The 24138-nt window shown below is 52.1% G+C and carries 24 protein-coding genes and 2 tRNA genes; 12 read left to right on the plus strand and 14 right to left on the minus strand.

Going from position 1 to position 24138, the window contains the following annotated elements:
* The first annotated feature begins 12 nt into the window (after positions 1 to 12).
* Positions 13 to 483, plus strand: coding sequence for a hypothetical protein (locus ABJI30_RS12625; RefSeq protein WP_348017046.1), 471 nt, complete (start codon positions 13 to 15; stop codon positions 481 to 483).
* Here ABJI30_RS12625 and trmFO read toward each other — a convergent pair.
* Positions 480 to 1829: a methylenetetrahydrofolate--tRNA-(uracil(54)-C(5))-methyltransferase (FADH(2)-oxidizing) TrmFO gene (gene trmFO / locus ABJI30_RS12630; RefSeq protein WP_348017047.1), complete on the minus strand. Its 1350-nt coding sequence runs from the start codon at positions 1827 to 1829 to the stop codon at positions 480 to 482. The two genes, ABJI30_RS12625 and trmFO, sit on opposite strands and share 4 nt — an antisense overlap.
* Positions 1830 to 1955: 126 nt before the next feature.
* Here trmFO and ABJI30_RS12635 point away from each other — a divergent pair, with 126 nt between their 5' ends.
* On the plus strand, positions 1956 to 2621 hold the full coding sequence (locus ABJI30_RS12635; protein WP_348017048.1) for a lysoplasmalogenase: 666 nt from the start codon (positions 1956 to 1958) through the stop codon (positions 2619 to 2621).
* Positions 2622 to 2630: 9 nt separating this feature from the next.
* Here ABJI30_RS12635 and ABJI30_RS12640 read toward each other — a convergent pair whose 3' ends face one another.
* From ABJI30_RS12640 to yaaA, 4 genes are all read right to left on the minus strand, one after another.
* Positions 2631 to 3515: a TauD/TfdA family dioxygenase gene (locus ABJI30_RS12640; RefSeq protein ID WP_348017820.1), complete on the minus strand. Its 885-nt coding sequence runs from the start codon at positions 3513 to 3515 to the stop codon at positions 2631 to 2633.
* Complete coding sequence (gene gyrA / locus ABJI30_RS12645) at positions 3466 to 6219, minus strand: DNA gyrase subunit A (RefSeq protein ID WP_348017049.1); 2754 nt, start codon at positions 6217 to 6219, stop codon at positions 3466 to 3468. The genes ABJI30_RS12640 and gyrA overlap by 50 nt, the downstream gene beginning before the upstream one ends.
* Positions 6220 to 6325: 106 nt before the next feature.
* Positions 6326 to 7030, minus strand: a complete 705-nt coding sequence (locus ABJI30_RS12650; protein WP_348017050.1) for an SDR family NAD(P)-dependent oxidoreductase — start codon at positions 7028 to 7030, stop codon at positions 6326 to 6328.
* Positions 7027 to 7785 (minus strand): peroxide stress protein YaaA, encoded by a 759-nt coding sequence (gene yaaA, locus ABJI30_RS12655; protein ID WP_348017051.1) that lies wholly within the window; start codon positions 7783 to 7785, stop codon positions 7027 to 7029. The genes ABJI30_RS12650 and yaaA overlap by 4 nt, the downstream gene beginning before the upstream one ends.
* 217 nt (positions 7786 to 8002) lie before the next feature.
* Here yaaA and ABJI30_RS12660 point away from each other — a divergent pair, with 217 nt between their 5' ends.
* Positions 8003 to 9295: a hypothetical protein gene (locus ABJI30_RS12660; protein WP_348017052.1), complete on the plus strand. Its 1293-nt coding sequence runs from the start codon at positions 8003 to 8005 to the stop codon at positions 9293 to 9295.
* A gap of 92 nt (positions 9296 to 9387) precedes the next feature.
* Here ABJI30_RS12660 and ABJI30_RS12665 read toward each other — a convergent pair whose 3' ends face one another.
* Entirely contained in the window at positions 9388 to 9867 is a 480-nt protein-coding gene (locus tag ABJI30_RS12665) for an Lrp/AsnC family transcriptional regulator (RefSeq protein ID WP_348017053.1), read from the minus strand.
* A 177-nt stretch (positions 9868 to 10044) separates the two neighbouring features.
* Here ABJI30_RS12665 and ABJI30_RS12670 point away from each other — a divergent pair, with 177 nt between their 5' ends.
* The 6 genes from ABJI30_RS12670 to ABJI30_RS12695 all read left to right on the plus strand — a co-directional run bounded on the left by ABJI30_RS12670 (position 10045) and on the right by ABJI30_RS12695 (position 14603).
* On the plus strand, positions 10045 to 11679 hold the full coding sequence (locus ABJI30_RS12670) for a HAMP domain-containing sensor histidine kinase (RefSeq protein ID WP_348017054.1): 1635 nt from the start codon (positions 10045 to 10047) through the stop codon (positions 11677 to 11679).
* Between the two features lie 52 nt (positions 11680 to 11731).
* Entirely contained in the window at positions 11732 to 12748 is a 1017-nt protein-coding gene (locus tag ABJI30_RS12675; RefSeq protein WP_348017055.1) for a polysaccharide deacetylase family protein, read from the plus strand.
* Between the two features lie 130 nt (positions 12749 to 12878).
* Positions 12879 to 12955 (plus strand) — tRNA-Ile (locus ABJI30_RS12680).
* A gap of 47 nt (positions 12956 to 13002) precedes the next feature.
* Positions 13003 to 13079 (plus strand) — tRNA-Pro (locus ABJI30_RS12685).
* 259 nt (positions 13080 to 13338) lie between these two features.
* The gene (locus tag ABJI30_RS12690) at positions 13339 to 13983 is read left to right on the plus strand and encodes a LuxR C-terminal-related transcriptional regulator (protein WP_348017056.1); all 645 of its coding nucleotides are present in this window, start codon (positions 13339 to 13341) and stop codon (positions 13981 to 13983) included.
* Positions 13984 to 14141: 158 nt separating this feature from the next.
* Complete coding sequence (locus tag ABJI30_RS12695; RefSeq protein ID WP_348017057.1) at positions 14142 to 14603, plus strand: hypothetical protein; 462 nt, start codon at positions 14142 to 14144, stop codon at positions 14601 to 14603.
* 242 nt (positions 14604 to 14845) lie between these two features.
* On the opposite strand, the gene ABJI30_RS12700 is transcribed toward ABJI30_RS12695, so the two are convergent.
* Entirely contained in the window at positions 14846 to 15307 is a 462-nt protein-coding gene (locus tag ABJI30_RS12700; RefSeq protein WP_348025325.1) for a hypothetical protein, read from the minus strand.
* 174 nt (positions 15308 to 15481) lie between these two features.
* On the opposite strand from ABJI30_RS12700, the gene ABJI30_RS12705 reads away from it, so the two are divergent.
* A complete protein-coding gene (locus ABJI30_RS12705; RefSeq protein ID WP_348017059.1) occupies positions 15482 to 16225 on the plus strand; it encodes an autoinducer binding domain-containing protein in 744 nt (247 codons plus the stop codon).
* Between the two features lie 44 nt (positions 16226 to 16269).
* Here ABJI30_RS12705 and ABJI30_RS12710 read toward each other — a convergent pair whose 3' ends face one another.
* From ABJI30_RS12710 to ABJI30_RS12725, 4 genes are all read right to left on the minus strand, one after another.
* Positions 16270 to 16563 carry a hypothetical protein gene (locus tag ABJI30_RS12710; protein ID WP_348017060.1) on the minus strand — a complete coding sequence of 98 codons (294 nt, stop codon included), beginning with the start codon at positions 16561 to 16563 and terminating at the stop codon, positions 16270 to 16272.
* A 151-nt stretch (positions 16564 to 16714) separates the two neighbouring features.
* Positions 16715 to 17623, minus strand: a complete 909-nt coding sequence (locus ABJI30_RS12715) for an oxidoreductase (RefSeq protein WP_348017061.1) — start codon at positions 17621 to 17623, stop codon at positions 16715 to 16717.
* A gap of 49 nt (positions 17624 to 17672) precedes the next feature.
* Complete coding sequence (locus ABJI30_RS12720) at positions 17673 to 17912, minus strand: hypothetical protein (protein ID WP_348017062.1); 240 nt, start codon at positions 17910 to 17912, stop codon at positions 17673 to 17675.
* A 1-nt stretch (position 17913) separates the two neighbouring features.
* Positions 17914 to 19290 (minus strand): M28 family peptidase, encoded by a 1377-nt coding sequence (locus ABJI30_RS12725; RefSeq protein ID WP_348017064.1) that lies wholly within the window; start codon positions 19288 to 19290, stop codon positions 17914 to 17916.
* Between the two features lie 114 nt (positions 19291 to 19404).
* Between ABJI30_RS12725 and ettA the strand changes: the two genes are divergently transcribed.
* Together ettA and ABJI30_RS12735 are read left to right on the plus strand one after the other, a co-directional pair.
* Positions 19405 to 21084, plus strand: coding sequence for an energy-dependent translational throttle protein EttA (ettA, locus tag ABJI30_RS12730; protein ID WP_348017066.1), 1680 nt, complete (start codon positions 19405 to 19407; stop codon positions 21082 to 21084).
* A gap of 244 nt (positions 21085 to 21328) precedes the next feature.
* Positions 21329 to 22033: a helix-turn-helix transcriptional regulator gene (locus ABJI30_RS12735; RefSeq protein ID WP_348017068.1), complete on the plus strand. Its 705-nt coding sequence runs from the start codon at positions 21329 to 21331 to the stop codon at positions 22031 to 22033.
* 31 nt (positions 22034 to 22064) lie between these two features.
* Here the strand turns inward: ABJI30_RS12735 and ABJI30_RS12740 are convergent, their stop codons facing one another.
* The 3 genes from ABJI30_RS12740 to ABJI30_RS12750 form a co-directional block, all read right to left on the minus strand.
* Positions 22065 to 22790: an NYN domain-containing protein gene (locus ABJI30_RS12740; protein ID WP_348017069.1), complete on the minus strand. Its 726-nt coding sequence runs from the start codon at positions 22788 to 22790 to the stop codon at positions 22065 to 22067.
* Between the two features lie 84 nt (positions 22791 to 22874).
* Positions 22875 to 23498: a flavin-binding protein gene (locus ABJI30_RS12745; RefSeq protein ID WP_348017070.1), complete on the minus strand. Its 624-nt coding sequence runs from the start codon at positions 23496 to 23498 to the stop codon at positions 22875 to 22877.
* Positions 23495 to 24136 (minus strand): carbonic anhydrase, encoded by a 642-nt coding sequence (locus ABJI30_RS12750; RefSeq protein ID WP_348017071.1) that lies wholly within the window; start codon positions 24134 to 24136, stop codon positions 23495 to 23497. The genes ABJI30_RS12745 and ABJI30_RS12750 overlap by 4 nt, the downstream gene beginning before the upstream one ends.
* Positions 24137 to 24138: the final 2 nt, after the last annotated feature.

A 24138-nucleotide genomic window follows, 5' to 3' on the forward strand; every position in this document is an offset into this window, starting at 1 on the left:
GAGCGATGGACCATGAACAAATTCATGACCGGAGCTACTGCCATGATGCTGATCATGCTGGCTGGTTTGCTTCTCTGGTTTAGTGCTCAAGGGCAAGAAACCGTCATTCCTGATGCACCGCCTGCGCCAGAAACAGATGAACCGCTGATGTTGCCCGAGGCGCAACCTGACGAACCGCTCGAAGGTCCCGAACCCCCAGATCCACCCAAGGCATATAAAGCATCGCGGGAAGAATTGCGCTTCAATAGATATGATCGCGATCGCGATGAGGTGATCACCCGGCTGGAAATGATGAGCAGCAGGACCAAATCATTCCGGGAATTGGACAAGGACGGCAATAATCTGTTGTCCTTTGAAGAATGGGCAGCGGCAACGGCTACCCGGTTTGCGGGTGCTGACGCGGATAACAACAATCAATTGACCCGGGCGGAATTTCGAACAACACGACCAAAGCGCGCAGCAAAGCGGCGCTGTCGCTGTTAGGCTGTTGCGCTGTTGTTGAGTAATCTGCTCTGCCACCCGGCGAAATCTTCCCGCGCGCGGTTGGTATAGGCTTCTTTCCGGAACTTCTTTTTGACCCGAACTTCAGTGGGCGGGAACAGACCAAAATTGACGTTCATCGGTTGATAGTCGCTTGCATCCGCACCGCCGGTAATGTGGGATAAAAGTGCTCCGAAAGCCGTTGTTTGCGGAAGTTCGGGAAACGCCTCATCCCTGATTTCCGCAGCGACCATGCGTCCAACCATCAATCCGACAGCAGCGCTTTCGACATAGCCTTCGCAGCCCGTTATCTGACCGGCGAACCGGATATGGGGCGCCTTTTGCAGGCGCAACTGGCTATCCAGTAATTTGGGTGCGTTGATAAACGTATTGCGATGCAGGCCGCCCATCCGCGCAAATTCGGCCTTTTCCAGGCCGGGAATGGATCGCAACAGATCAGATTGTGCGCCATATTTCAGTTTGGTCTGAAACCCGACCATGTTCCACAGTGTACCGAGTGCATTGTCCTGGCGGAGCTGGACCACGGCATATGCGCTTTCGCCAGTATGTGCATTGGTCAGACCAACCGGCTTCATTGGCCCGAAACGCAAAGTCTCCGGACCACGTGACGCCATGACTTCAATAGGCATGCAGCCTTCGAAATAGGGCGTGTTTTTCTCCCATTCCTTGAAGTCGGTCTTCTCGCCGTCGAGTAATCCTTGAATGAATGCCTCATATTGCTCTTGGTCCATCGGGCAGTTGATATAATCTTTGCCGTCGCCTTCGGGACCGACCTTGTCCCAGCGCGATTGCATCCAGGCAATGTCCATGTCGATGCTGTCTTTATACACGATAGGCGCAATGGCATCGAAAAAGGCCAGCGAATCTTCTCCGGTTGCGGCGCCAATGCTTTCAGCCAGTGTCATTGCGGTGAGGGGACCGGTGGCGACGATGGTCAGCCCGCTTTCGGGGAGCCGATCAATCCGTTCCCGAACCAGCTCAATATTAGGGTGTTCGGACAGTGCCTTGGTCACTCCGTCCGAAAAATGATCGCGATCAACGGCCAGCGCGGATCCCGCAGGCAGGCGGTTCTTGTCGCCTTGTCCCATGATGATCGAATTCAGCGCGCGCATTTCCTGATGCAGCAGGCCAACTGCATTTTTTTCTGCGTCGTCAGACCGGAAACTGTTGGAACATACGAGCTCTGCCAGCCCATCTGTCTGATGAGCCGGTGTCATATCACCACTGCCGCGCATTTCTGAAAGACGCACCTTTATGCCCGCTTCGGCCAATTGCCATGCCGCTTCCGAACCGGCGAGCCCGCCTCCGATAATATGTACCTGTGTCATGCGGGTCTTAGTGTTGTGGTAATCAATCAATGTCAATCTGGCAGTTGAGCCGAGGGCATGTTATTTGCCAAATCGAAGCCAAAGGGTCCTGATCTGTCAGGGCTTTGATCTTATGGGGAATGACAAGTGAAACGAGCGATTATCGAATCCCGGCCTTATTTGTTGTTGAGTCTGGTTTTTGCGATCAGCTACTTCTTCGTCATGGACGGCAATGTGCCGGGCACGTTCCTCATTCTCTGGAAGGGTGCCGGGGTCGGCTTTCTGGCGGTCTATGCGTTGCGACGGGTTCGTGGATTTGACGGGAAACTGATCGCCGGTGTGATGGGCTTTGGATCCCTCGGCGACATGCTGATTGAACTTGATCTGATATTGGGTGCCGCGGCGTTTATCGGTGGGCACATCCTTGCGATTATCCTTTACGCCAGACATCGCCGCGCGGAAACGGCATTCAGTCAGAAGTTGCTCGCAATCCTGTTGATCCCAATCACCGTTTTCATTGCTTGGTCATTGCCGTTTGACCGGGCAGAAGCACCAGGAATTGCCGCCTATACCCTGATCCTTGCAGCAATGGCTGCGATGGCATGGACGAGCAGTTTTTCGCGCTATCGCGTGGGGATTGGCGCTATACTATTTGTGATCTCTGATCTGTTTATCTTTTCGCGCATGGGTTTTTTGCAGAATTCCACAATTCCGGACTGGACTGTCTGGCCGTTATATTATGTCGGGCAATTTATGATTGTCACCGGCGTTGTCCGGAACTTGCGCGAGCGGGCGCATATTCCCAACCCGTGAACGCAGTTTCTATGAAACGCCGTGCGCTGCGATAGTGGTGCGGTGGAGCAATCGATCGTGCCCTTCATAGCCCCCGGTGGCACAATGAAGTACTGATCGGTTGTCCCACATGACCAGCATATTTGGTTGCCATTTGTGCCGATAGACAAACTCGTCCTGGCTTTGCCAGGCATAGAGTTCGGTCAGCAAGGGCAGGGCGTCCTGCTGATCCACTCCTTCAAAACCAATAATATAACCCATGCAGCTGAACAGACCGGGCTGGCCGGTTTCGGGATGCGTTCTGACAAGAGGGTGGAGCTGCGTTTCCCGCGCGGACTCATCCGGGCGGATGGCCATGCTGCGTTCGACATCCTTGTCGCCATAGGCACCGTCAGGCGCATAGGCCATTTGCGCGCTATGGATGGCGGTCAGTTCTTCATATTTTGCACGCATGTCGGGTGGCATGGCATCCAGCGCGGCATGCTGATTTGCAAATAATGTGTCCCCACCCGTTGGCGGGATTGTGATACCCAACAGGCACGTGCCTGCAGGTGGATGTTTCTGAAAACTCCAGTCACTGTGCCAGTTTTCGGCAAAGAGCGGGGATTTTTCGTCTGCTTCGCGTTTGATCGCTGCAATATGTTGCCGGCCCGGAATCGGATCAAAGAACGGATCATGTCCGAATCCCCCGAAACAACCGGTGAACCGCTCCAGATCATCATCGGTCATATCCTGGTCCGGAAAGGAAAGAACATGATGTTCCAGCCACGCGCCACGAATTTCAGCCGATTGCGACGCGTCCAACGCCGCAGACAGATCGACTCCGGTGACTTCTGCACCGCAAGCCTGTCCTGATGGACGGACTCTAATCTGGGGATCCTTCAGATGGCGTTTCCGAAGATTCGTTGTCGCCAGCGGAACCTTCCGTTGCTTCCAATTCCGATTCTACGGCCTCTTCAGCTTCGTTTTCGGCTTCATCCTCTTCGTCAATTTTAGCCGCGCCGACGACGGTTTCACCATCAGCAACGTCAAACAGGCGAACACCGGAACTGTTCCGACCAATTACCCGCATGTCAGCGACTTTCATCCGGATCAGTTTCGCCTGATCCGTTACCAGCATGATCTGCTCTTCGTTTTTCGCCTCGAAGCTGGCGATAACCGTCCCATTGCGCTTGATATTGTCGATATTGAGAATGCCCTGGCCACCACGACCGGACTGGCGATATTCAAAGGCGCTCGAACGCTTGCCATAGCCATTGGCGCAAACCGTCAGAATGAAATCTTCGCTTTCCTCAAATTCAGCCATGCGTTCTGCGGAAAGTTCCGACGCATTTTCATTGTCTTTCCAGGGTGCAGCCTTGAGATACTGGTCCCGTTCTTCTGTCGAAGCGTCGAAACCACGCAGAACGGAAAGCGAGATTACCTCGTCATCGCCTTTCAATGCGATACCGCGAACACCCGTTGACGTCCGGCTCTGGAAGGAGCGCACGGCATCTCCGGCAAAGCGAATGGCTTTACCATTGCGGGTAGCGAGCAATACATCATCGCTATCGGTCAGCAATTCTACGCCGATAAGGTGATCATCACTGTCGTCGTCGAACTTCATGGCAAATTTGCCGTTGGACGGCACATTGGTGAAGCTGTCCATGCTGTTGCGCCGGACACCCCCTCTGGCTGTCGCAAACATCACGGATAATGCGCCCCACTCGTCTTCATCTTCGGGGAGGGGCAATACGGTGGAAATCGCTTCGCCTTCCGCGAGGGGAAGCAGGTTGACCATCGGGCGACCTTTGGTCTGCGGAGCGCCTTCCGGCAGTTTCCAGACTTTCAGGCGATAGACCTTGCCATGATTTGAGAAAAACAGAACCGGTGTGTGCGTGGACGTCACGAACAGTTCCGTAATCGCGTCCTCATCCTTCGTCGCCATGCCGGCCCGGCCCTTGCCGCCACGCCGCTGCGCACGGAATGTATCGAGCGGTGTCCGCTTGATATAGCCTCCGTGGGTCACAGTCACGACCATTTCTGATCGCTCCATCAGGTCTTCGTCTTCCAGGCCGTCCCAGGCGGCAGTTATCTCGCTGACTCGCGGTGTCGCAAATTCATCGCGCACCTGCTCCAGTTCTTCGCGCATAACCGCATAGAGTTTCGCCCGGTCGGCCAATATCGCGAGATATTCTTCGATTGCGACCGCGAGTTCCTTGAGTTCGTCGCCAATCTCTTCGCGTCCCAAAGCGGTCAGTTTTTGCAGGCGCAGATCCAGAATCGCTTTCACTTGCACAGCGGATAGCTTGTAGGTGTCGCCTTCCACGTCCGCATCGGTCGCTTCCACCAGTTTGATATAACCGGCAATCTCCGCGATCGGCCATTCACGGGCAAGCAACGATTCCCGCGCTTCCACAGGTGTCGATGACGCCCGGATGATGCGGACGACTTCATCCATGTTGGTGACGGCGACAACCAGGCCAAGCAAGATATGGGCGCGTTCACGGGCCTTGTTCAGCTCGAATTTCGTGCGCCGCGTGATGACTTCCTCGCGGAATTTCACAAATGCTTCGATAATATCGCGCAAGTTGAGAACTTCCGGACGACCACCACGAATGGCGAGCATATTGGCCGGGAAGCTCGATTGGGCAGGGGTAAACCGCCAAAGCTGGTTCAGAACAACTTCAGGCGTTGCATCGCGTTTAAGGTCAATTACAACCCGCACACCTTGGCGGCTTGATTCATCGCGAATGTCGGAAACACCTTCAATCCGCTTGTCTTTTGCTGCTTCCGCAATTTTTTCGACCAGACCGGATTTGCCGACCTGGAACGGAATGGACGTGAGAACGATAGAGCGTTTGTCACCGCGGCCTTCTTCAATCTCATGGCGAGACCGCATCATGATCGACCCGCGTCCCTCGCGGTAGGCCGCGCGCGCACCGGACTGGCCAAGAATAAGTGGAGCAGTCGGAAAATCAGGTCCCGGAACAATGTCGATGAGCTCATCCACTGTAATCGCGGAATTTTCCATATAGGCCAGGGAAGCATTGATCACCTCTCCGAGATTATGTGGCGGAATGTTGGTCGCCATACCCACCGCAATACCGCCAGCACCGTTGACCAGCAGGTTGGGAAAACGGGCAGGGAGAACATGGGGCTCCTGTCTGCTGCCATCATAATTGGGAACAAAATCGACGGTATCCTTGTCGAGATCATTGAGCAGAAAGTTGGAAACCTTGTTCAGGCGCGCTTCGGTATAGCGCATGGAAGCCGGCATATCAGGATCCATTGACCCGAAATTGCCTTGTCCGTCGATGAGCGGAACGCGCATCGACCAGTCTTGCGTCATCCGCGCCAGAGCCATGTAGATCGCACTGTCGCCATGCGGGTGATAATTGCCCATCACGTCGCCCACGATCTTGGCGCATTTGCGATACGGCCGACCCGCTACAAAACCGCCTTCCTGAGACGAGAATAATATGCGCCGATGAACTGGTTTCAGGCCGTCACGAACATCAGGCAACGCGCGGCTGACAATGACCGACATGGCATAATCCATGTAACTGGATTTCATCTCGTCAACGATATCAATCGGCTGGATATCAGACGGTTCTGGCGAAGTGGTTTGTTCGTTCACAAACGGACCTTTTTCTTATGTTTTTCTATTGTGATTCTTGTAGAGCACCGGGCAGTGAAAAGCCAGCATTTCACAGTCTGGAAAAGCGAATATATGCCGGGGTTTTCTAGGGCGCGATTTCTTCACCATCCCAGGCGAAAATTTTGCCGCTATCGGCCGGTTTCAGGCCGTCCAGAACATCAAGCAATTGGACGGCTGCCCGGCCCGGATCAAACAATTTCCCGGCTGGAACATTTGACTGAAATGGCAGGCTCAGGCCGGTATCGACGGTTCCCGGGTGCAAAGCCACGATAATTGATCTCTTGTCCTTCCGGCGCCACTCAATGGCGAGGTTCCGAATCATCATGTTCAAAGCCGCCTTGGCCGCCCGATACCCGTACCAGCCGCCCAACCGATTATCCGAAATGCTGCCCACGCGCGCAGAAAGGACCGCAAATATTGCGGCATTATCGCGGACCATCTTGGGCAGAAGGTGTTTGGCGATCAATGCGGGGCCAATGGTATTGATCCGATAATTTTCAGCCAGCCATTCGCTATCGAGGTCGTTCAAGTTTTTTTCGGGTCCGTTCATGCTGCTATGAAGAAGGCCAGTGGCAACGAAAATCAAATCAGGCTCGATCGCCTGCTCGCCTAACCAGTTTGCGGCCGCAACGATGCTGGCCTCCTGTTCGATATCAAGCATAACCGGGCTTTCGCTTGATCGCGAAAATCTGATGACCCGATCATAGATATCTTCTTCTTCAAGCGCATCTGCCATCGCACAGCCAATGCCGCCGCTGGCACCGATGATAACAGCTGTTTTTCCGGTCATGTGCGAACGAAGCGCAAACTGTCTTCCGTGCTGGACTCAGAATCAAATCGATAGCCGTCACTGTCAAAATCACGCAATCCGACGGCATCCTGAATGTGATGATCGCATATATAGCGCGCCATCATTCCGCGTGCGCGCTTGGCTTCGAAACTGATGAATTTGGGACCGTCGGGGCTGTCTTTCCGGAAATCGACTTCGATAACCCGCGCATCAAGTTTCGACATATGTGGCTTTATCGCCGCCCAGTATTCGTTGCTGGCAAGGTTTACGATGATGCGCTGCTGTTTGTCATCAAGATCGCTTGCGAGCGCCTTGGCAATGCGGTCCTGCCAGAAATCAGTCAGTTTTTTGTAACGCGGCGCCCATCTTGTTCCCATTTCCAGCCTGTGCGGCCGAATCGGATCGAACGGGCGAAGCAGGCCGTAAAGACCGGAAAGAATGCGGATATGGTTCTGGGTGAACCGCAATCCATCATCATCAAGACTATGTGCTTCAAACCCGCTGTAAACATCTCCGTTATAAGCAAAAATGGCAGGGCGTTCGGCCTGATCGAAAAATTGACTGTATCTGTTCCGATTCAGTTCGATCAGATTGTCAGAAACAGGCATGATCGCCTTGAGCTTCTTCTTTGTGAGATTGGAGATCGCTCCGGCCAGCCGTCTGGTCTCGTCAGGAAACCTGTTATCGGTGGGCTGAACGTCAGGAATGGAACTTTCAAAGTCGAGTGATTTTGCGGGGGAAATAACAGCGATCACGATATAGGTGCCTCAATTTTTTGTCTTTTACATCAATATACAAAATGCGGGAAAATTCGGTCGGTCGGGTTAATTTTGTTCAACCGTTATTCAGCGGATTTACCCTATAATTTGTTGTGAAGCTTGGTAATAAAGCCAAGACAGTTTATGGTGCAACCATATTCGGGCTGGTCGGGAATTCCCGCTTGTCCAGAAAGTTTTTATCTGGAGGAATTTTATGCGCTTTCTATCACATTTTTCTATGGGCATTGCCTTGGCCACAGCGGGGGCGTTGACGGTAACTGCCTTTCCCGCCGAAGTGCAGGCACAAAAGAAGAAGAAGCAAAAGAAGCAGAAGCCACCCAAAGTGAGCAAGGAATTCTCTGCACAGGCCGGTCCAGTTCAGAAGGCGATCGAAGGTGAGGATCTCGCTTCGGCAAAACCTATGGTAGAGTCATTGGTAGCCCAACCCTGGACGGGTTATGACAAGTTCGTGGCTGGCCAATTCGCCGTGAATCTTGGTGGAAAGCTAAAAGATACTTCCCTTCAAGAACTCGGCTTGGGCGCTATGGTCGACAGCGGCTTTACTCCTGCAGAACAACTTGGCCAGTTTAACTTCTACCTTGGCAATTTTGCATATGGTGCTGGTCGCTGGGCCGATGCGCAGCAGAAATTCCAGACCGCGTTTGATCTGGGTTATCGGAGCAACAATATCGGCGCGTTGATGGCGGAAGCGTTTTTCAAGGAGAATAAATTCCAACAGGGACTGTCGGCTCTTGATGCCGCGATTGCAGCGGCATCTGCGACAAATGGCCGCGCATCCGAAGACTGGTATCTCCGCGGTGCAGGCATAGCTATGAAAAGCAACGTGCCGGCTCTGGCAGCTGAGTGGACCTACAAGCTGGCAGAAGCATATCCAACCGGGAAAAACTGGCGGGCAGCCTTGTCTGTTTATCGGGACAGTGCAAAGCTGGATGATCAGCAAAATCTCGAACTGATGCGATTGATGCGCAAAGCCGACGCAATGGAAAGCGAGCGCGACTATTTTGAATATGCCGATGCAGCAGGACCGAGGAAACTTCCGGGCGAAGTTGTATCCGTGCTTGAAGAGGGTATCGCAAAAGGATCTGTCCGCGGAAATACGGCTTATACCAAGGAAACTCTGTCGCTGGCGCGCGGAGCCATCAGCGCCGACAAAGCCAGCCTTCCGGCTTCGGAACGGGATGCTGCGCGATCGGCCAATGGTAAAATTGCATTGGCGACGGCGGATGCCTATCTCGCTTATGCTGACTATCAAAAGGCGGCCACCATGTACCAGACCGCTGTCTCCAAGGGCGGTATTGATACGGCGCGCGCGCAAATGGGAGTAGGAATCGCACAGGCAGGCCAAGGAAATTGGGATGCAGCGAAACAGGCTTTTTCAGGTGTAACGGGAACACGCAAAAGCGTTGCTGACTTCTGGAACCTCTGGATCGCACAGCAAGCAGCGCCTGCTGCTGCAGCGGCTCCAGTTGCGCCTTCTGCCAGCTAGTCAGACCAGTCACACTATTTTGGAAAAGGGCGCCTTGTGCGCCCTTTTTTGTGTGCCCGGAGAATCAGGTCCGCTGAATCAGGGCAAGAGAATCAGGTGAGGTCGGAAATGGGAACGCCGGGCAGATTCTTTGCCGAACGAATCGTAAGTGATGTTTTGACGCTGGCCACATTGGGGGCAGAAGTCAGTTCGCTCGTCAGGAATGTCTGGAATTGTTGCAAATCTCGCGCCACGACTTTGAGCATGAAATCAATTTCGCCGTTCAGCATGTAACATTCGCGCACTTCAGGAAGCCTTTGAACATGATCTTCAAACGCTTGCAAATCGGACTCGGCCTGGCTTTTCAGGCTGACCATGGCAAAGACCGTAATTGTGTAGCCCATTTTGGATGGATCAACTGCCGCATGATAGTCGGTTATGACTCCGCTATCTTCCAGAGCACGCATTCGGCGCAGGCAGGGCGGGGCGGTCAGTCCGACGCTCTGAGCAAGCTCTACGTTGGTGATACGGCCGTCGTCCTGAAGCCGTTTTAGAATCTGGATATCGATTTCATCGAGACTAGTTTCAGTCATTCTGCGGTAATTTCCATTCACGAATCATATGACATCTATAATATAATTAGCGAACCAAGCAATGCTTGTTGGGCTGTCCCACATTGTGACGCGAGATATTCTTGACTACCGAAGCTTGTGCAAAGCGGTTATCGAAAGGTTAACAATTCAAACCCGCTAGATAATCGGAACTTCCATTTGCGCTTCGATGACCGTCTTGAAACCGTTCTAAAAGGAACGCTGCCCGATGGGGCGGCGGCCGCCGCGCAATGGCGTCAGGTTGTAGATTTGCTCGCCCAGAAACCTGGCCGACTGGTCAATGAAGATGTGCAGCTTGGCCTGACGCGGTTGCGCGACCTGCATGAGCGGGTTGATGAAGCTGATCGTGTCGTTGCGGTGAAGACTTTGGCCGGTCGTCTGCGGTCGGCTCCTCTTCTCGTTTATTTGTGTGCAGACAGCAGAGTTGTCGTAGAAGCTGCAATGGAAGCTGCGGACCTGCCGGAGGAAACCTGGTTGGACATCGCGCCGCAATTGCCCGATTTTGCCATCGGAAAACTGCGTGGCCGGATTAATATCGAATCCGTCGAGAGTCCGACAGAAACGGACGCACAAGCAGACCAGCCGTCAGATAGCTTGCCCGAGCCTCAAACGGAAACGGGGCATAATGACAATTCCCAGATCAGCAGTCTGGTTGAAAAAATAGAAAACTATCAGCGTCAGCGCGGCGAAGAACAACATGCCGTTCCGGTTTCGGAGGTTTCTGATCGCAGCTATTTCGTTGAGAATCTTGATAAACTCGAATTTGAAACAGACGATAGTGGAACGATTGTCTGGGCCAAGGGGCCACCCCGCGGTGCGATTGTTGGGGTCACGATTTCCGAACCCACATTTGATGATGGTCCAGGGCCGGATGCTTATGGAGCAGCTGCATTTCGGCAAAGGATGCCATTAGAAAATGCGCGGATGCGGCTCTGTGGAGCACCGGTTCTTGCTGGCGACTGGCGGATGACTGCAATTCCCTATTTTGCGTCTGAAACAGGCCGTTTCAAAGGGTATCGAGGCGTGATGCGACGCCCCAATGCAGCGGAAGAAGTCAGTACGCAGGCCAGTGTAGACATTGCGCGCAGGGAACAGCTGCAGCAGCTGATCCACGAGTTGCGGACGCCGCTAAACGCGATTATTGGTTTTAGCGAGATTATCGAACAGCAGCTATTTGGACCGGCTTCTTCGGAATATCGCAACCTGTCCCGGAATATCATGGATGAAGCGCAACGAATGCTTGCCGGGTTTGAAGATCTCGACATGGCGGCGAAAATCGATGCGGGGCAAATGGATGCTACTCCCGGTGAAACCCAGCCAGACTGGCTTCTCGAACGTCTTACGCAGCGGTTGCAGAGTCTGGCGCACAGCAAGTCGGTTGATCTGAGGATCAACAAGGCCGAACCGGTCCGCGCTTTCGCACTGGATGGTGATACGGTTGAGCGGATTTTCGCGCGACTGTTATCTGCTGCCATAATTGCATGCGAGGAGGGGGAAGAGCTGATCGCGGATCTTCGAACCCATATCGGACCGCAACCAGTCAACTATTTCAGCTTGTCACGACCAACACGAATTCGCGGTATTCCAGAGCAACAAATGCTTGATCCATCTCAGGGCATAGAGGGCGATGCAACGGATACACCCTTGCTTGGTCTTGGATTTTCCCTTCGGTTGGTGCGTAATTTGACCCATTCTGCTTCCGGAACGCTGAGTTTTGACGAAGACAAGATTGGCTTGACGCTTCCTGCGGTCGCGACTAGCCAAATCGGTGTTCGTGAAACGGAAAATGAATAGGGTCCATCATCGGGTCTGATTTCTTCGCAACCGTAATGAAAGCGGAACCGCAATGCTCTCAGATTCGAAATTGTCGATGGTTCGGGCCGCAACGGCGAACAGGCTGAAGCTTTCTCCCGAATTTGGTCGACGCTTTCTGGTGACGGTCGATACAGAAGAAGAATTTGACTGGAACGGTCCTTTCGAACGCCAAGGCCATACGACGGTTTCCGTACCCAAATTGAAACGTTTTCAAGAATTTTCCGGCAAACTTGGCATTAGGCCGGTCTATTTTGTCGATTACTCCATCGTCCAGAATGATGAAGCGAGGGCATTCCTGAAGTCGGTATGTGATGATGGTAGTGCGGCGGTTGGAGTTCATCTCCATCCGTGGGTAAACCCTCCGTTTGAAGAGGAAGTCGGTCCGGCAAACAGTTTTTCGGGAAATTTGCCCAAAGAACTGGAAGAGGCAAAAATTGTTCATTTGAGCGATGCGATCGAACAAGCCACCGGAAAGCGTCCGATATGCTACCGGGCCGGACGATATGGCATCGGTCCCAACACCTTCGAGATACTGACAAAGCTCGGTTTTGTACTGGATAGCAGCGTACGCTCGCATTTTGACTATAGCCAGGAGGGCGGGCCTGATTTCTCGGAGTTTGGACCCGAACCGTTCTGGTTGGGCGATAACCGCGAGATGGTTGAGTTGCCTCTGACTACCGTTTTATCGGGTATGTTGCGAAAACAGCATGGTTATCTGCTCAGGATGATGAATCGTTCGTCGTTGTCGGCGGCATTGCTTTCAAATCTGAAAGTTCTGGAACGTATCCCGCTGACTCCAGAGGGAATTACAGCACGTGAAGCGATGGAAGCAATTGATGTTGCTCTTGATGATGGCTTGAAATTACTGGTGTTCTCATTCCATTCGCCTTCTTTGTCTCCGGGCCATACTCCATATGTCCGTACTGATGACGATCTGGACCGATTCTACGACTGGTGGCGGGAAGTTTTTGAGCATCTTCGTGCACAGGATGTTGCGCCTGCCGGTATGGATGATCTGCTGCAAAATTCCGGATTGGCAGGAAAATGACTCCAGCCGATTATTGCCAGGATAATTTATTTGCATAGCCGCTTGCCAAATCGGCGTTGCTTCCGCTATCGGAGCGATCCTCGAACGGCGTATTTCCAACAAAAAGTGGATTTGGAGGCGCGTTGTTCCGGGGCCTGTAGCTCAGTTGGTTAGAGCTGGCCGCTCATAACGGCTAGGTCGGGGGTTCGAATCCCTCCGGGCCCACCATTTTTTCTTTGCTTTTCCCTAAATCACCGCTTAGGGGAAGCGCGCGTCGGGGAGTGGCGCAGGCTGGTAGCGCACCTGGTTTGGGACCAGGGGGTCGCAGGTTCGAATCCTGTCTCCCCGACCATTTTTCTGAAAATGGCGTATTTTTGGGCGGTTATGAACAGTGGAACTCTGTGGTTCTGCCTGAAATTCAGATATGTCACCCGCATTTGCCCCGTAAACCCGTTGCAGTAAAATTAATTTTTGAAGTGATACCTAGATCGAATAATGAATTTGCAACTCCATCTTGGCCGTGATCGGGCCTGTTTGACATGAATGATCCAATCGCAGCCTTGCCAGATTGTGAAACGCCGCGCGCGCTTTGGTCTCATTGTCTGCGGACAGTGAATGAATTTGGTTTTAGTGCTGCAATTTATGCAGCTCCACCACCCAATAAAAAGCCAACTCATCCAGATACTATAGTGCGACTGCATGGCATAAGCTTGGTAGATTTCAGCAGGTTCGCTTTGCAGGGGCTTATTGCCGAAGGGCATCTTACAACAACCAACAGCCTGTTCAGAGCGACGCCATTTCGATTTTCGGAAATCGGTGGCTTAACGGCCAATCTCAATGATTTTACCAACCTCAAGAAGGAGGCTGACGAACTTGGGCTGACCGATGGCTGGATTGTTCCCGTATTTGGGCCGAAAGGGCGCACCGGACTGGTATCTTATGCACTTCCGCGAGATCAGAAAATGATGGCGGAATCAGCCAAACATAAACTGCAACATTTTGCCCAACTCGCGCATATTCGGCTGTGCCAGATCACTCCGTATATGTATGAATTGAACAAGGCTCTGTCGAAGCGTGAAACGCAAATTGTTGCGTGGGCGGCGAAAGGCAAGTCGAATTCTGAAATTGCAACGATATTGGAGGTCTCCGAGGCCACCATAGACAGCTATCTGCGACGCGCTTTTGCAAAGCTGGGGGTTCATGATCGGACTTCCGCCGCCGTGAAAGCTATCAGCATGGATATCATACGTATCTGAAAAATTCGGATAGCTGCTGTTGTCCAGTCTACGCAAGTCGATGAAATGTAATGCCGAATATTGTCTTGTAACGGATGTTCGTGGCAATACAGTTGCGAAACTTCCAGTTACTGTTGCGTCATGACTTCTACTAATCTGGTTGAACGAGACAGAGCAGAATGAGCGTCAGGAACATACGTCCTGTTCATCCAGCAGATGTTGTGGCAGCCAATTCCGAAATTGAGAATGATCCGGGGAACAGAAAATCCAGTACCCTGAAATCAGCACAAGTGGCGACCTTGCTGTTGAGCATCCGGAATTTGAGAAGCATTGAACTGGGCGATATTCTGGGCGATGTAGATGAGATATCATGGAACATGATGCTGGATATCTATATTTCGGAAGAATTGGGGAGGCCGGTGGTAACATCCGATCTGGCAATAACCTATTCGATTCCCAAAACCACTCTGGCGAGATATTTCGATTTCCTATGTGATGCTGACTTGATTGTGAGAACCCGTGACCGGTCCAACCGGGTTCGTGTGTTGCTCAATCTTACAGAAAAAGCCCGCACGCTCGTTACGGGCACGCTTGAAAAAATTGCGGTGGAAATCAAAACGGTTCAGCGATTTTCGGAATAGCAGGTTCCGAAAGTTGGCAGCGGCATTCCGCCGCCAACTCCGGGGGCCAGAAACCAGGTCATTAGTGCCGCAAAGATCGACCTGGGTTACGGGCAGTGTGATTTGCGGGTCGGCCGGGCGCGATTGCAAAAATATGTTCGGTTGTCTTGCAAAAGGCACAAAGCCATCACACGTTTCCAAGGCTGTCATCAGCTGCCAGCGAAGTCAACGCCGGCCAGGCAATCAATAGGCCCAAAATGGGTCTATTCAGCTTTGTTCAGATCCACCGCAGGTCGCACAGGTGTCTCGTAGACGGCGGTATCGAGAACGTGATTCAACTTGCTGATTGCCGATTTTGTGAGCTGCACATGGCTTTTTTCTGCGCTGGCAGCATCGTCTTCCCGGTAGATAAATCCGTGCTTCATGAGGATATCAAAATATCTTAGCATGGTGGTTTCAGAGATATTGGTGGCCTGCCCGATAGCTGACATTGATAGTTTCTTGGAAGCCAGATGAGCCGCGTAGAGCTCAAGCAATATGTCCCACGCGTTGGTTGAAAATAACTGACTTGGAAAACTTGAATTTTTCACCTGTCTGAGATTGAGTGCAAAGCTCAGCATTTGCAATCGATCAACGGAAGGATTTCCGAGGTTGTTTTCAATACGATCCAGGCGTTGTTCAATTCTTTCGAGAATGACAAGCTGGTCTGTTGTCTGTGTAAGCAATTGACTGTCCTCATGCGGGTGGACCAATCCTGCAGGAATTTGTTCGGTCAAATTATTAGGGGAGGGCGCCAATAGCCGGATAAAAAGAAACGTACGTCACCAGATTGGGGGACAAGTTGAAAAAAAGTGCAAAATCTGCTTGATTGGGAACCGCATCGAAAAGTTGGGGGCAATGTGTCAGTTCCGACCGAAACCAATGTTGATATCGCCAGTGTGCTGGCAGATATTACCTTGCAGACTGATGTTGTTGCTGTCCTTCATCTGATTAGAGCCACTTGCATTGACCTGGGAGCTATTCGCACGAGCTATCACATCACACCGAAACTCCATTCGCAAACGGGTGGATCGATTCAGCTACTTGCGCACGGTTTTCCCAAGAAATGGATGGAGCTATACCAGGACCCTGAATTCAGAAAGCATGACCCCATTCCGGATATCGTGATGATGCAGGGGGAACCGATGCGGTGGAGAGATGCTCTGATGTTGCGGAAGCTGACGACGGATGAACGTCGTTTTGCAACGGAGCTCGAAGCTCATGGCTTGATAGACGGCATAGGGATTCCGCTATACGGACAGAATGTTCGCCACGCCTATTCATCCTTCGCATTTGAAAATCCTGAAATTCTGGATGATGCACGCCGGATATCGACTATCGCGGCACTTTCTCTCGCGGCACACACAAAAATATGCTCGCTTGTGGAAAAGAACAAGGCATCGAACCTGCAACTTTCGGAGCGTGAAGGACAAGTGATCCGGCGGATAGCTAACGGGCGATCAAACAAGGCGATAGCATATGATCTGGACATAAGTCCCTCGACGGCTGACACCTATGTGAAGCGGGTTTTTGCCAAGCTTGAAGTCAATGAACGTACTGGAGCGACGATCAAAGCGCTGGAATTGGGGATATTGAAGCTATAGCCTTGGTTTGATCAAAGCCGGATGCAACAAAACGGTGTTGCTTCTCAAACGGCCACGGCTCTTTTGCGATCGAGCCGTTCCATCATCGCTTTGATCACAGCCGGATGGAAAGTGTAATCAATTTGACATCCATATTCGTCCTTTTTCTTCCACAGAAGATTGGCTGTCAGGATATTCATGCCCGGGATTTTGAGCGTCAGTGACATGTCCGGATTCAATTGTGCATTACAATGAATTTTTATGATGGTATCGGAAATTGTCGTTACAACACAGGGAATTCCGACGGAATTGCTCTGTTTTACCTGCGCGTCAATCTGTAGCGAATCACCGTAAATCATTTCATGCTCCCCTGTTGACAATTTCAACCCGTTGCCAAGCTAACACTCACTATTTGATATCCGGGATATACGGGGTCACATCTAATCACGCATGGCCAGACAAGGTTAACAAAATTCACCAAATTTTAAGCATGGCACCGGATCTGACAGACTAGATTTGGGGATCAACTCCAGTCATTTCGATCGACGTCTCCCACAATTTCTGGGCCAAACCTTCGTCTCTTGCACGCAAGGAACGTGATACTTCTGTCACCGGCCCGGTCCACCCACCGAACCGGCTGGGTCCGAAATATTCACCGCCTTTTACACCCTTGCCGGTTGCGGCGGCCAGAGTTGCCCAAGCGCCTTCCGCCGGCGTACTTAAAAACAGCCGGGCGAGGGGGAGAATGGCTTGTGCAAATCCGGGCAGATGTCGCGCCAGCTCGGTATCGGCAACACCAGGATGACAACATAGTGCGATCGTGGATGAACCATTGGCCCGCAATCGGCGATCCAGTTCACCGGCATGCAGAATATTCGCGAGTTTGCTCATCGCATAACGTTCCATTGCACTATAGCGTTGCTCGGCATTGATATCTTCAAAGTTTATTCGCCCGCTGCGATGCGCAAGGCTGCTGGTGATAACGATCCGGGATTTTTTGGCCTGCTCCAGTTTTGGCAGTAACAGGCTTGTAAGCGCAAATGTCCCGAGATGATTAACCCCGAATTGGGATTCAAAGCCGTCTGACGTCAATTCATATGGAGGCATCATGATGCCTGCATTGTTGACCAGAACATCCAGTCGCTTTTCCTTGCCAACAATCTTTGCCGCCGCCCGGACGCTTTTCAAGTCTGACTGGTCCAGTGGAACGAAGGCCATATCTGCATCGGGAGTCTCGGACTGAATATTGTCCATCGCGGCTTTGGCTCGATCTTCGGAGCGGCAACCCAGCAAGACTCGCGCACCTTTCGCCGCGAGAACTTTACTCGCCTCAAAACCCAGTCCGGTATTCGCGCCGGTCACCAATATCGTCCGGCCGCTTTGATCAGGTACGGTTGCCGCGGTAAAATCCTTGATCATGTCAAACTTCCTTTGCCGGTTTCACCTTCCGGAGATGGGGCCTGGAGCGCTAGTTTTCAGGAATGGGCTCTGGCTGTTCTGTGGTAATTCCTTCTGCCGCAAGGTCATCGGCAATATCTTCTTCCAGGATTTTTACGGCTTCATCTGCTGCCTGTTCCAGTGAAAGTGCATCGCTCTCAATCTGTTTTTCCATTTCGGCAATGGCTTCCGGGCCTTGCTCTTCGATCGGTGTCTCCGAACAGGCCGTGATCGCTATAGCCAGCAGACAGACAGGAAAACGCCTCTGCATGTTATTTCTTTGGCGGCATTGTGAAGTCAGCATCGCTGTTTGCGATGATCGCGAGAACGGTGCTCCAGGCTGCAACGTTTTGACGAAGCTGTTCAGGATCGATTTTATCAAGCGTATCGTCCGGTGTGTGGTGCAGGTCGAAATAGCGAGTGCCGTTTTGTTGCAAATCAATCACCGCAAGATTGTTACTTGCGATGATATCCCGGATATCAGCGCCGCCACTGGCCGGCGGGCCCAATGTGCTGATGCCCAGAGGCAGGAGAGACTTGTTGATTTGCTGTTTGACGCTATTCGCTCCCTCCGGCAGTTTATGTTCTACACGCCAGACATTGTCCGCTCCGAAATCCGATTCCATTGCAATTGCGTGTTTTTCGCCAGAATGTGCCTTGGCATAGGCCTTCCCGCCCCAGATGCCGACTTCTTCCGCACCTGCCCAGAGAATGCGAATTGTCCGCAGCGGTTGTCCGTTGTCCATGACATATTTTGCCGCGGCGGAGATAATACCGCAGCCTGCGGCATCGTCAAAAGCGCCCGTTGCAAGATCCCAGCTGTCCAGGTGACAGGCGACCAGGATCATGCCTTTCGACGGGTCACGCCCCGGGACTTCGGCGATAACGTTGCCGGATTCCTGCTGACCGATATTCTGCGGCGTGAGGACCAGCTTCATACGTACGGGCTTTCCCAACTTGACCATTCGTTCCAGATTGTCCGCATCAGGCAGCGACAGGGCGGCGGCAGGTATTGGAGTTATCCCTTCGGGAAATCCCGTTCCCCCGGTGTGGGGGTTGCGGTGATAATCTGTGCCTATCGATTTGATCACATAGGCCGCAGCGCCCTTTTTGGAGGCTGTAGCCGGGCCAACCCAGCGAATAGGACCATAGGTTCCATATCCAGAACCGTCTTGTGTGCGATGCATGTTATGGGTCACAAATGCAATCTTGCCGGCAAGGCTGCCATCGGGAACCGCTTGCAATGCTGCAAGAGAGCTAAAATACACGATCTCTGCTTCGACGCCATCTGCGCCAGTGCTGGCACTATTACCAAGGGCAGTGATGTGCATTTTCTGTGGGTAAGGTGAAACAATTTCGGCCGTTTCCGCACCGCGCACCCATGTCGGCATCATAAAAGGTTCGTTCCGGACGTTTTTAAACCCGAGTGCCTTGAGTTTTTTGAGCGACCATGCACGCGCGCGCGCTTCCGCCTCTGTTCCTGCTTGTCGCGGGCCAATCTCGGTCGTCAGACCTTCGGTTATGTCATAAGCAATTTCGTCGTCCAGCGCCTTTGCCTGAATGGCTGCCGGATCATGTGATGCGGCGATGGCGGAAGAAGCGACGAAGAGGGCTGTTGCGCCAGCGAGCGTGTTGATCATTTTTTTCATGACACGCTGCCTAACCCGGCTTTACCGCTTTGCCAATGCTCTCTTGCGACTTGTCCACAGTTTCGCTAGTCGGAGCGCAAATCCTGCTACATCAAAATCGAGGAATCACGCCAAATGGCCGCACAATATAGTTTTGTCATGAAGGGTCTCAGCAAGACCTACCAGAACAAGCAAAAGCCGGTTCTTGAGAACATCAATTTGCAATTCTATCCCGACGCCAAAATTGGTATTGTCGGCCCCAATGGCGTGGGTAAATCTACGCTGATGAAAATTATGGCGGGCCGAGACACCGATTTTACCGGTGAAGCCTGGGCAGGTGAAAACATCACCGTGGGTTATCTTGAGCAAGAACCGGAGCTCGATAACAGCAAAACCGTCAAAGAAAACGTTATGGAAGGGGTTGGCGAGATTGCTGTGCATATCGCGCGTTTTAATGAAATCACCGAGCTCATGGGAGACCCGCCCGAAGATGCTGACTTTGATGCGCTGATGGAAGAAATGGGCGTATTGCAAGAGAAAATTGACGCGGTAGATGGCTGGACGCTTGATAACCAACTCGAAATTGCGATGGAAGCGCTGCGCTGTCCTCCCGGCGATAGCGGGGTGGAAAGTCTCTCAGGTGGTGAAAAGCGGCGCGTGGCACTCTGTCGGCTGTTGCTAGAGAAGCCCAGTATTTTGCTCCTCGATGAGCCTACCAACCACCTTGATGCGGAATCAGTTTCCTGGTTGGAAAATCACCTGCGGGAATATGCCGGAAACGTGATCATGGTGACCCATGATCGCTATTTCCTCGATAATGTTGTGAACTGGATGCTCGAACTCGATCGCGGGCGCTACTATGTCTATGAAGGCAACTACTCGCTCTATCTGGAAAAGAAAGCAAAGCGGCTTGAACAGGAAGCGCGCGAAGACAAGGGCAAGCAAAAGGCGATTACTGATGAACTCGCCTGGATGCGGCAAAACCCCAAGGGGCGTCAAACCAAGTCCAAGGCCCGTATCAAAAGCTTTGATCAATTGGTGGAAGCGCAGGAAAAGCGCGATCCCGGCAAAGCTCAGATTTTGATTCAGACACCGGAGCGGCTTGGCGGCAAGGTGATCGAAGTCGAAAATCTGTCCAAAGCCTATGGCGACAAACTGCTCTTCGAAGATTTAAGCTTCACACTTCCGCCTGGCGGGATTGTGGGCGTGATCGGACCCAATGGCGCGGGCAAGACGACGTTGTTCAAGATGCTGATTGGCAAGGAAGAACCCGATTCCGGCAAGGTTGAAATCGGAGATACGGTCAAACTTGGCTATGTCGACCAAAGCCGCGACGCGCTGGACCCGTCCAAAAACGTTTGGGAAGCAATTTCCGATGGCGCAGATTACATGACGCTGGGCAAACACGAATTGTCGACCAGAGCATATGTTGGCGCATTCAACTTCAAGGGCACGGATCAGCAGAAAAATGTTGGCCAGCTTTCCGGAGGCGAGCGCAACCGTGTCCATATGGCGCGGATGCTGAAAGAGGGCGGCAATGTTTTGCTGCTCGATGAGCCGACTAATGACCTCGACGTCGAAACCCTGTCTGCACTAGAAGAAGCGCTCGAAAGTTTTGCCGGCTGCGCAGTGGTGATTTCCCATGACCGCTTCTTCCTCGATCGCCTGGCGACGCATATTTTGGCTTTTGAAGGCGATAGCCATGTGGAATGGTTTGAAGGCAATTTCGAAAGCTATGAAGAGGACAAGCGCAGGAGATTGGGCGATGCAGCCGATCGACCGACTCGAGTGGCTTACAAGAAGCTGACGCGTTAAACCGGTTTTACCAATCCTGCCCCTGATACGCGTGACAATCGCGCTATCGGAGGTTGTGTATAGTGTGTATATTGAGTCGTACCGCTCGTCGGAACGTTCAGGGTTCGCACCAACTTGCAGGCTTTAAATGCTTGCCGAATATCGCATCACGTTGATGGGATAGCTATTGGGATGGGAACAAATTTCGAAACTGGATCCAGCTAACCGTTTTCAGGCAAGTAAAACCGGTTCTTCTATTGCAGAAATGCCAGAATCGCCGTTTGGCGTGGCGAGGATGCTGCTGCGATCCTCGAGGGCCATGGGCAGTATCACGTTCAACTATCACTTCGCACCCGCATATACTTCGTTGTCATCGAGCCCCGTCCATCTGTTTTTTCCTGATAAAGCCGCATTTACCGCGGCATTTGCGAATCAAGCTGTTGATATGGATTTGACCAAAGTAATCGGCAAAGCCCATGACTATGTGCTGTCGATAGGGCGACCCGCGACCTTAGGTGAAATTATTCAGGAACTTTCAGACAAATACCCGCGTGAAACCAAAATAATTGTCGACAACGTTCGAAAATTTGGACTCCGCGATGAGTATATGATCCCTGTTTACGGACCAAACAAGATTGAGGCGTGCATTTGCTATGGCTTTGACGTGCCGATTACGGATTTGCCAAAACCAATTTTGAATGAGCTGGAAGCCATTTCGATGATGGGACATCGCCGGTTGGTGCATTATTTCAACAAGCGTGGACAGCAAACGCCACTATCCAGAAGGGAATCAGAAGTTCTGCACTGGATGGCTCAAGGGAAAAGCTCTTCGGTGATAGCAACCATAATGGGCATTAGCCCGGCAACGGTTGATTCCTATACGCGACGTCTGTTCGGCAAGTTTGGAGTGCATGATCGCATTGCTGCTGTTCTCGCTGGAATGGCTGCGGGAATGGTGCGTCTGGACTGATACATTCTGCAGGAAGTTGGCGGCAACTTTTCTAGCGCAGACGTTTGACGAAGATTTGCCCGTTGTCATTCCGTTTCGTTTGAAAGTTCGGTACTTTTTCAAACATTTCCGAAAGCCGAGAAAAGCCGTAATTGCGGACATCAAAGCTTGACCGGTTTCCCGCAATTTTTCCGACTTCGCTCAGACTGGCGTAACCTTCGGCATCCCGCTTGCTCGCCTGATAGGCGTCCACTAGCAAGTGCAACAGATCGTCATCCATCTTGCCGCTTTCAACTGCAGGATCGTTACCTGATTCTGCTTTATCGCCTCGTTTGTGGGCTTTCATCAGTGCATCAACGTCGATAAAACGACTGCAAGCCTGTTTGAACGCTTCAGGTGTCTTGGCACTGCCAAATCCATATACCGGCATGCCTTCCTGACGAATTCGCATGGCCAGGGGCATGAAATCACTGTCGCTGCTCATGATGCCGAAACCGCTAACCTTGCCCCCGAAAAGCAAGTCCATGGCATCGATGGTCATCTTCATATCCGTCGCATTTTTACCGCGGGTCAGGTCAAATTGCTGCTGCGGTTCAATCCCGTATTTGTGCAAAATGTCGACCCAGCCCTTGAGCGCCTGCTTGCGCCAGTTACCATAGGCTCGTCTTATGTTGACCGTGCCCAGTTCAGCCAGGGCAGTCAGAACCGGATCTATCCCGTTGTGACTGGCATTGTCAGAGTCGATCAGGAGCGCAATATTGTTATTATGGTTGTTCATGTGTCTGTGATGGACCGAGGTGAGGAGCGGTACAAGCCGAAATCCTGTTTGCCTGCAACGCGAACAATTTTTCGTGTTCGAGAATTAGGGCACCAGCCATCCGGAATCCCAGTCTCGGGATTGCGAATTCCACCGAAATTCAGCTCGGCGATGACCGGTATGAGCCAGGTAGAGCCAATCTATCTGATTGATTTCGGCTATCAGGATTCCGAAATTTTTTCGAGCGGGCAACACTTCCTCTGCTTCCGGTTTGCGTCCCTCCATGAGAGGATCCAGGCCGGAAGTCGGCCTGCTTACCGGGCTGCCCGGAGCTGGCTGGGCAAGGTAACAACGCTTTCCATACAGAGAGGCCTGGTCCCATGCTGTGTCGGCGGCTTCGCTTGTGGTCTCGATCCTCGCCAAGCCGGAAAGCCGCATCTGGATTTTCATTTCCGGATGATAGGCCAGAACCGAAATGGGTTGCGATAGCGAAATGTCACTGACTTTTGACGTCCGCATGTCAGTATTGAAACGCAGAATACGTTTGTCTGGATTAACTTCGCGAAGAATCATTATCCTTTGGCTGGGCAATTTGCCGGAAATTGTAGCGACGCTGAGGGAATGGAAGGGAGACTTCCGGTTGAGTGCACCTTCAGCCAGCAAGGACCAGCCTTTGCCAAGCGACAAGATCAAATCGTCGAGGAAAGCTTCTTTTGTAGGTTGGTTCATTCGACCGTATTAAACTTGCCATGTTCTTCGTTCAGAACATGTAATTTTCCCTCGGAAATGGCAAACCACGCCCCGATCAACTTTATCGAACCATTGGCTTCCTTCTCTTGAATACATGGGAAGGTGCGTAAATTTGATAGACTCGTTTTCACACCTTCGTGCTCCATCGCCAACTGTGCCGCATCATGATCAAGGTCGCTATGGTCTTGAACCACTTTAGCTCTCGCATCGTCAAGCAATGTAATCCAGTCGGCGATAAAACCTCCCTCACCTGGGGGCATGTCCTTCATCTGTTGTGAGAGGGCAGCTGCACAACCTCCGCAACTGCCATGTCCCATAACTATGACTTCTTCGACTTTTAGGAACTGGACAGCAAATTCCAGTGCGGCAGAAACACCGTGTTGTCCCGGTGTTGTTTCAAATGGCGGTACCAAGGCAGCAACATTTCGAACAATGAACGTTTCACCGGGATTGGTGTCGAAAATTTGCGTCGGATCAACGCGACTATCGCTACAAGCAATAATCATCACTTTCGGACTCTGCCCTTCTTTTAGTTCAGTCCAGCGCTCGCGCTGATTTCTCCAATGATTGGAACGGAAGCGGCGATAACCATCTAGTAGGTCTGTAAACTTTGTCATAC

Source organism: Parasphingorhabdus sp. (assembly GCF_039968395.1).
GTDB lineage: Bacteria > Pseudomonadota > Alphaproteobacteria > Sphingomonadales > Sphingomonadaceae > Parasphingorhabdus.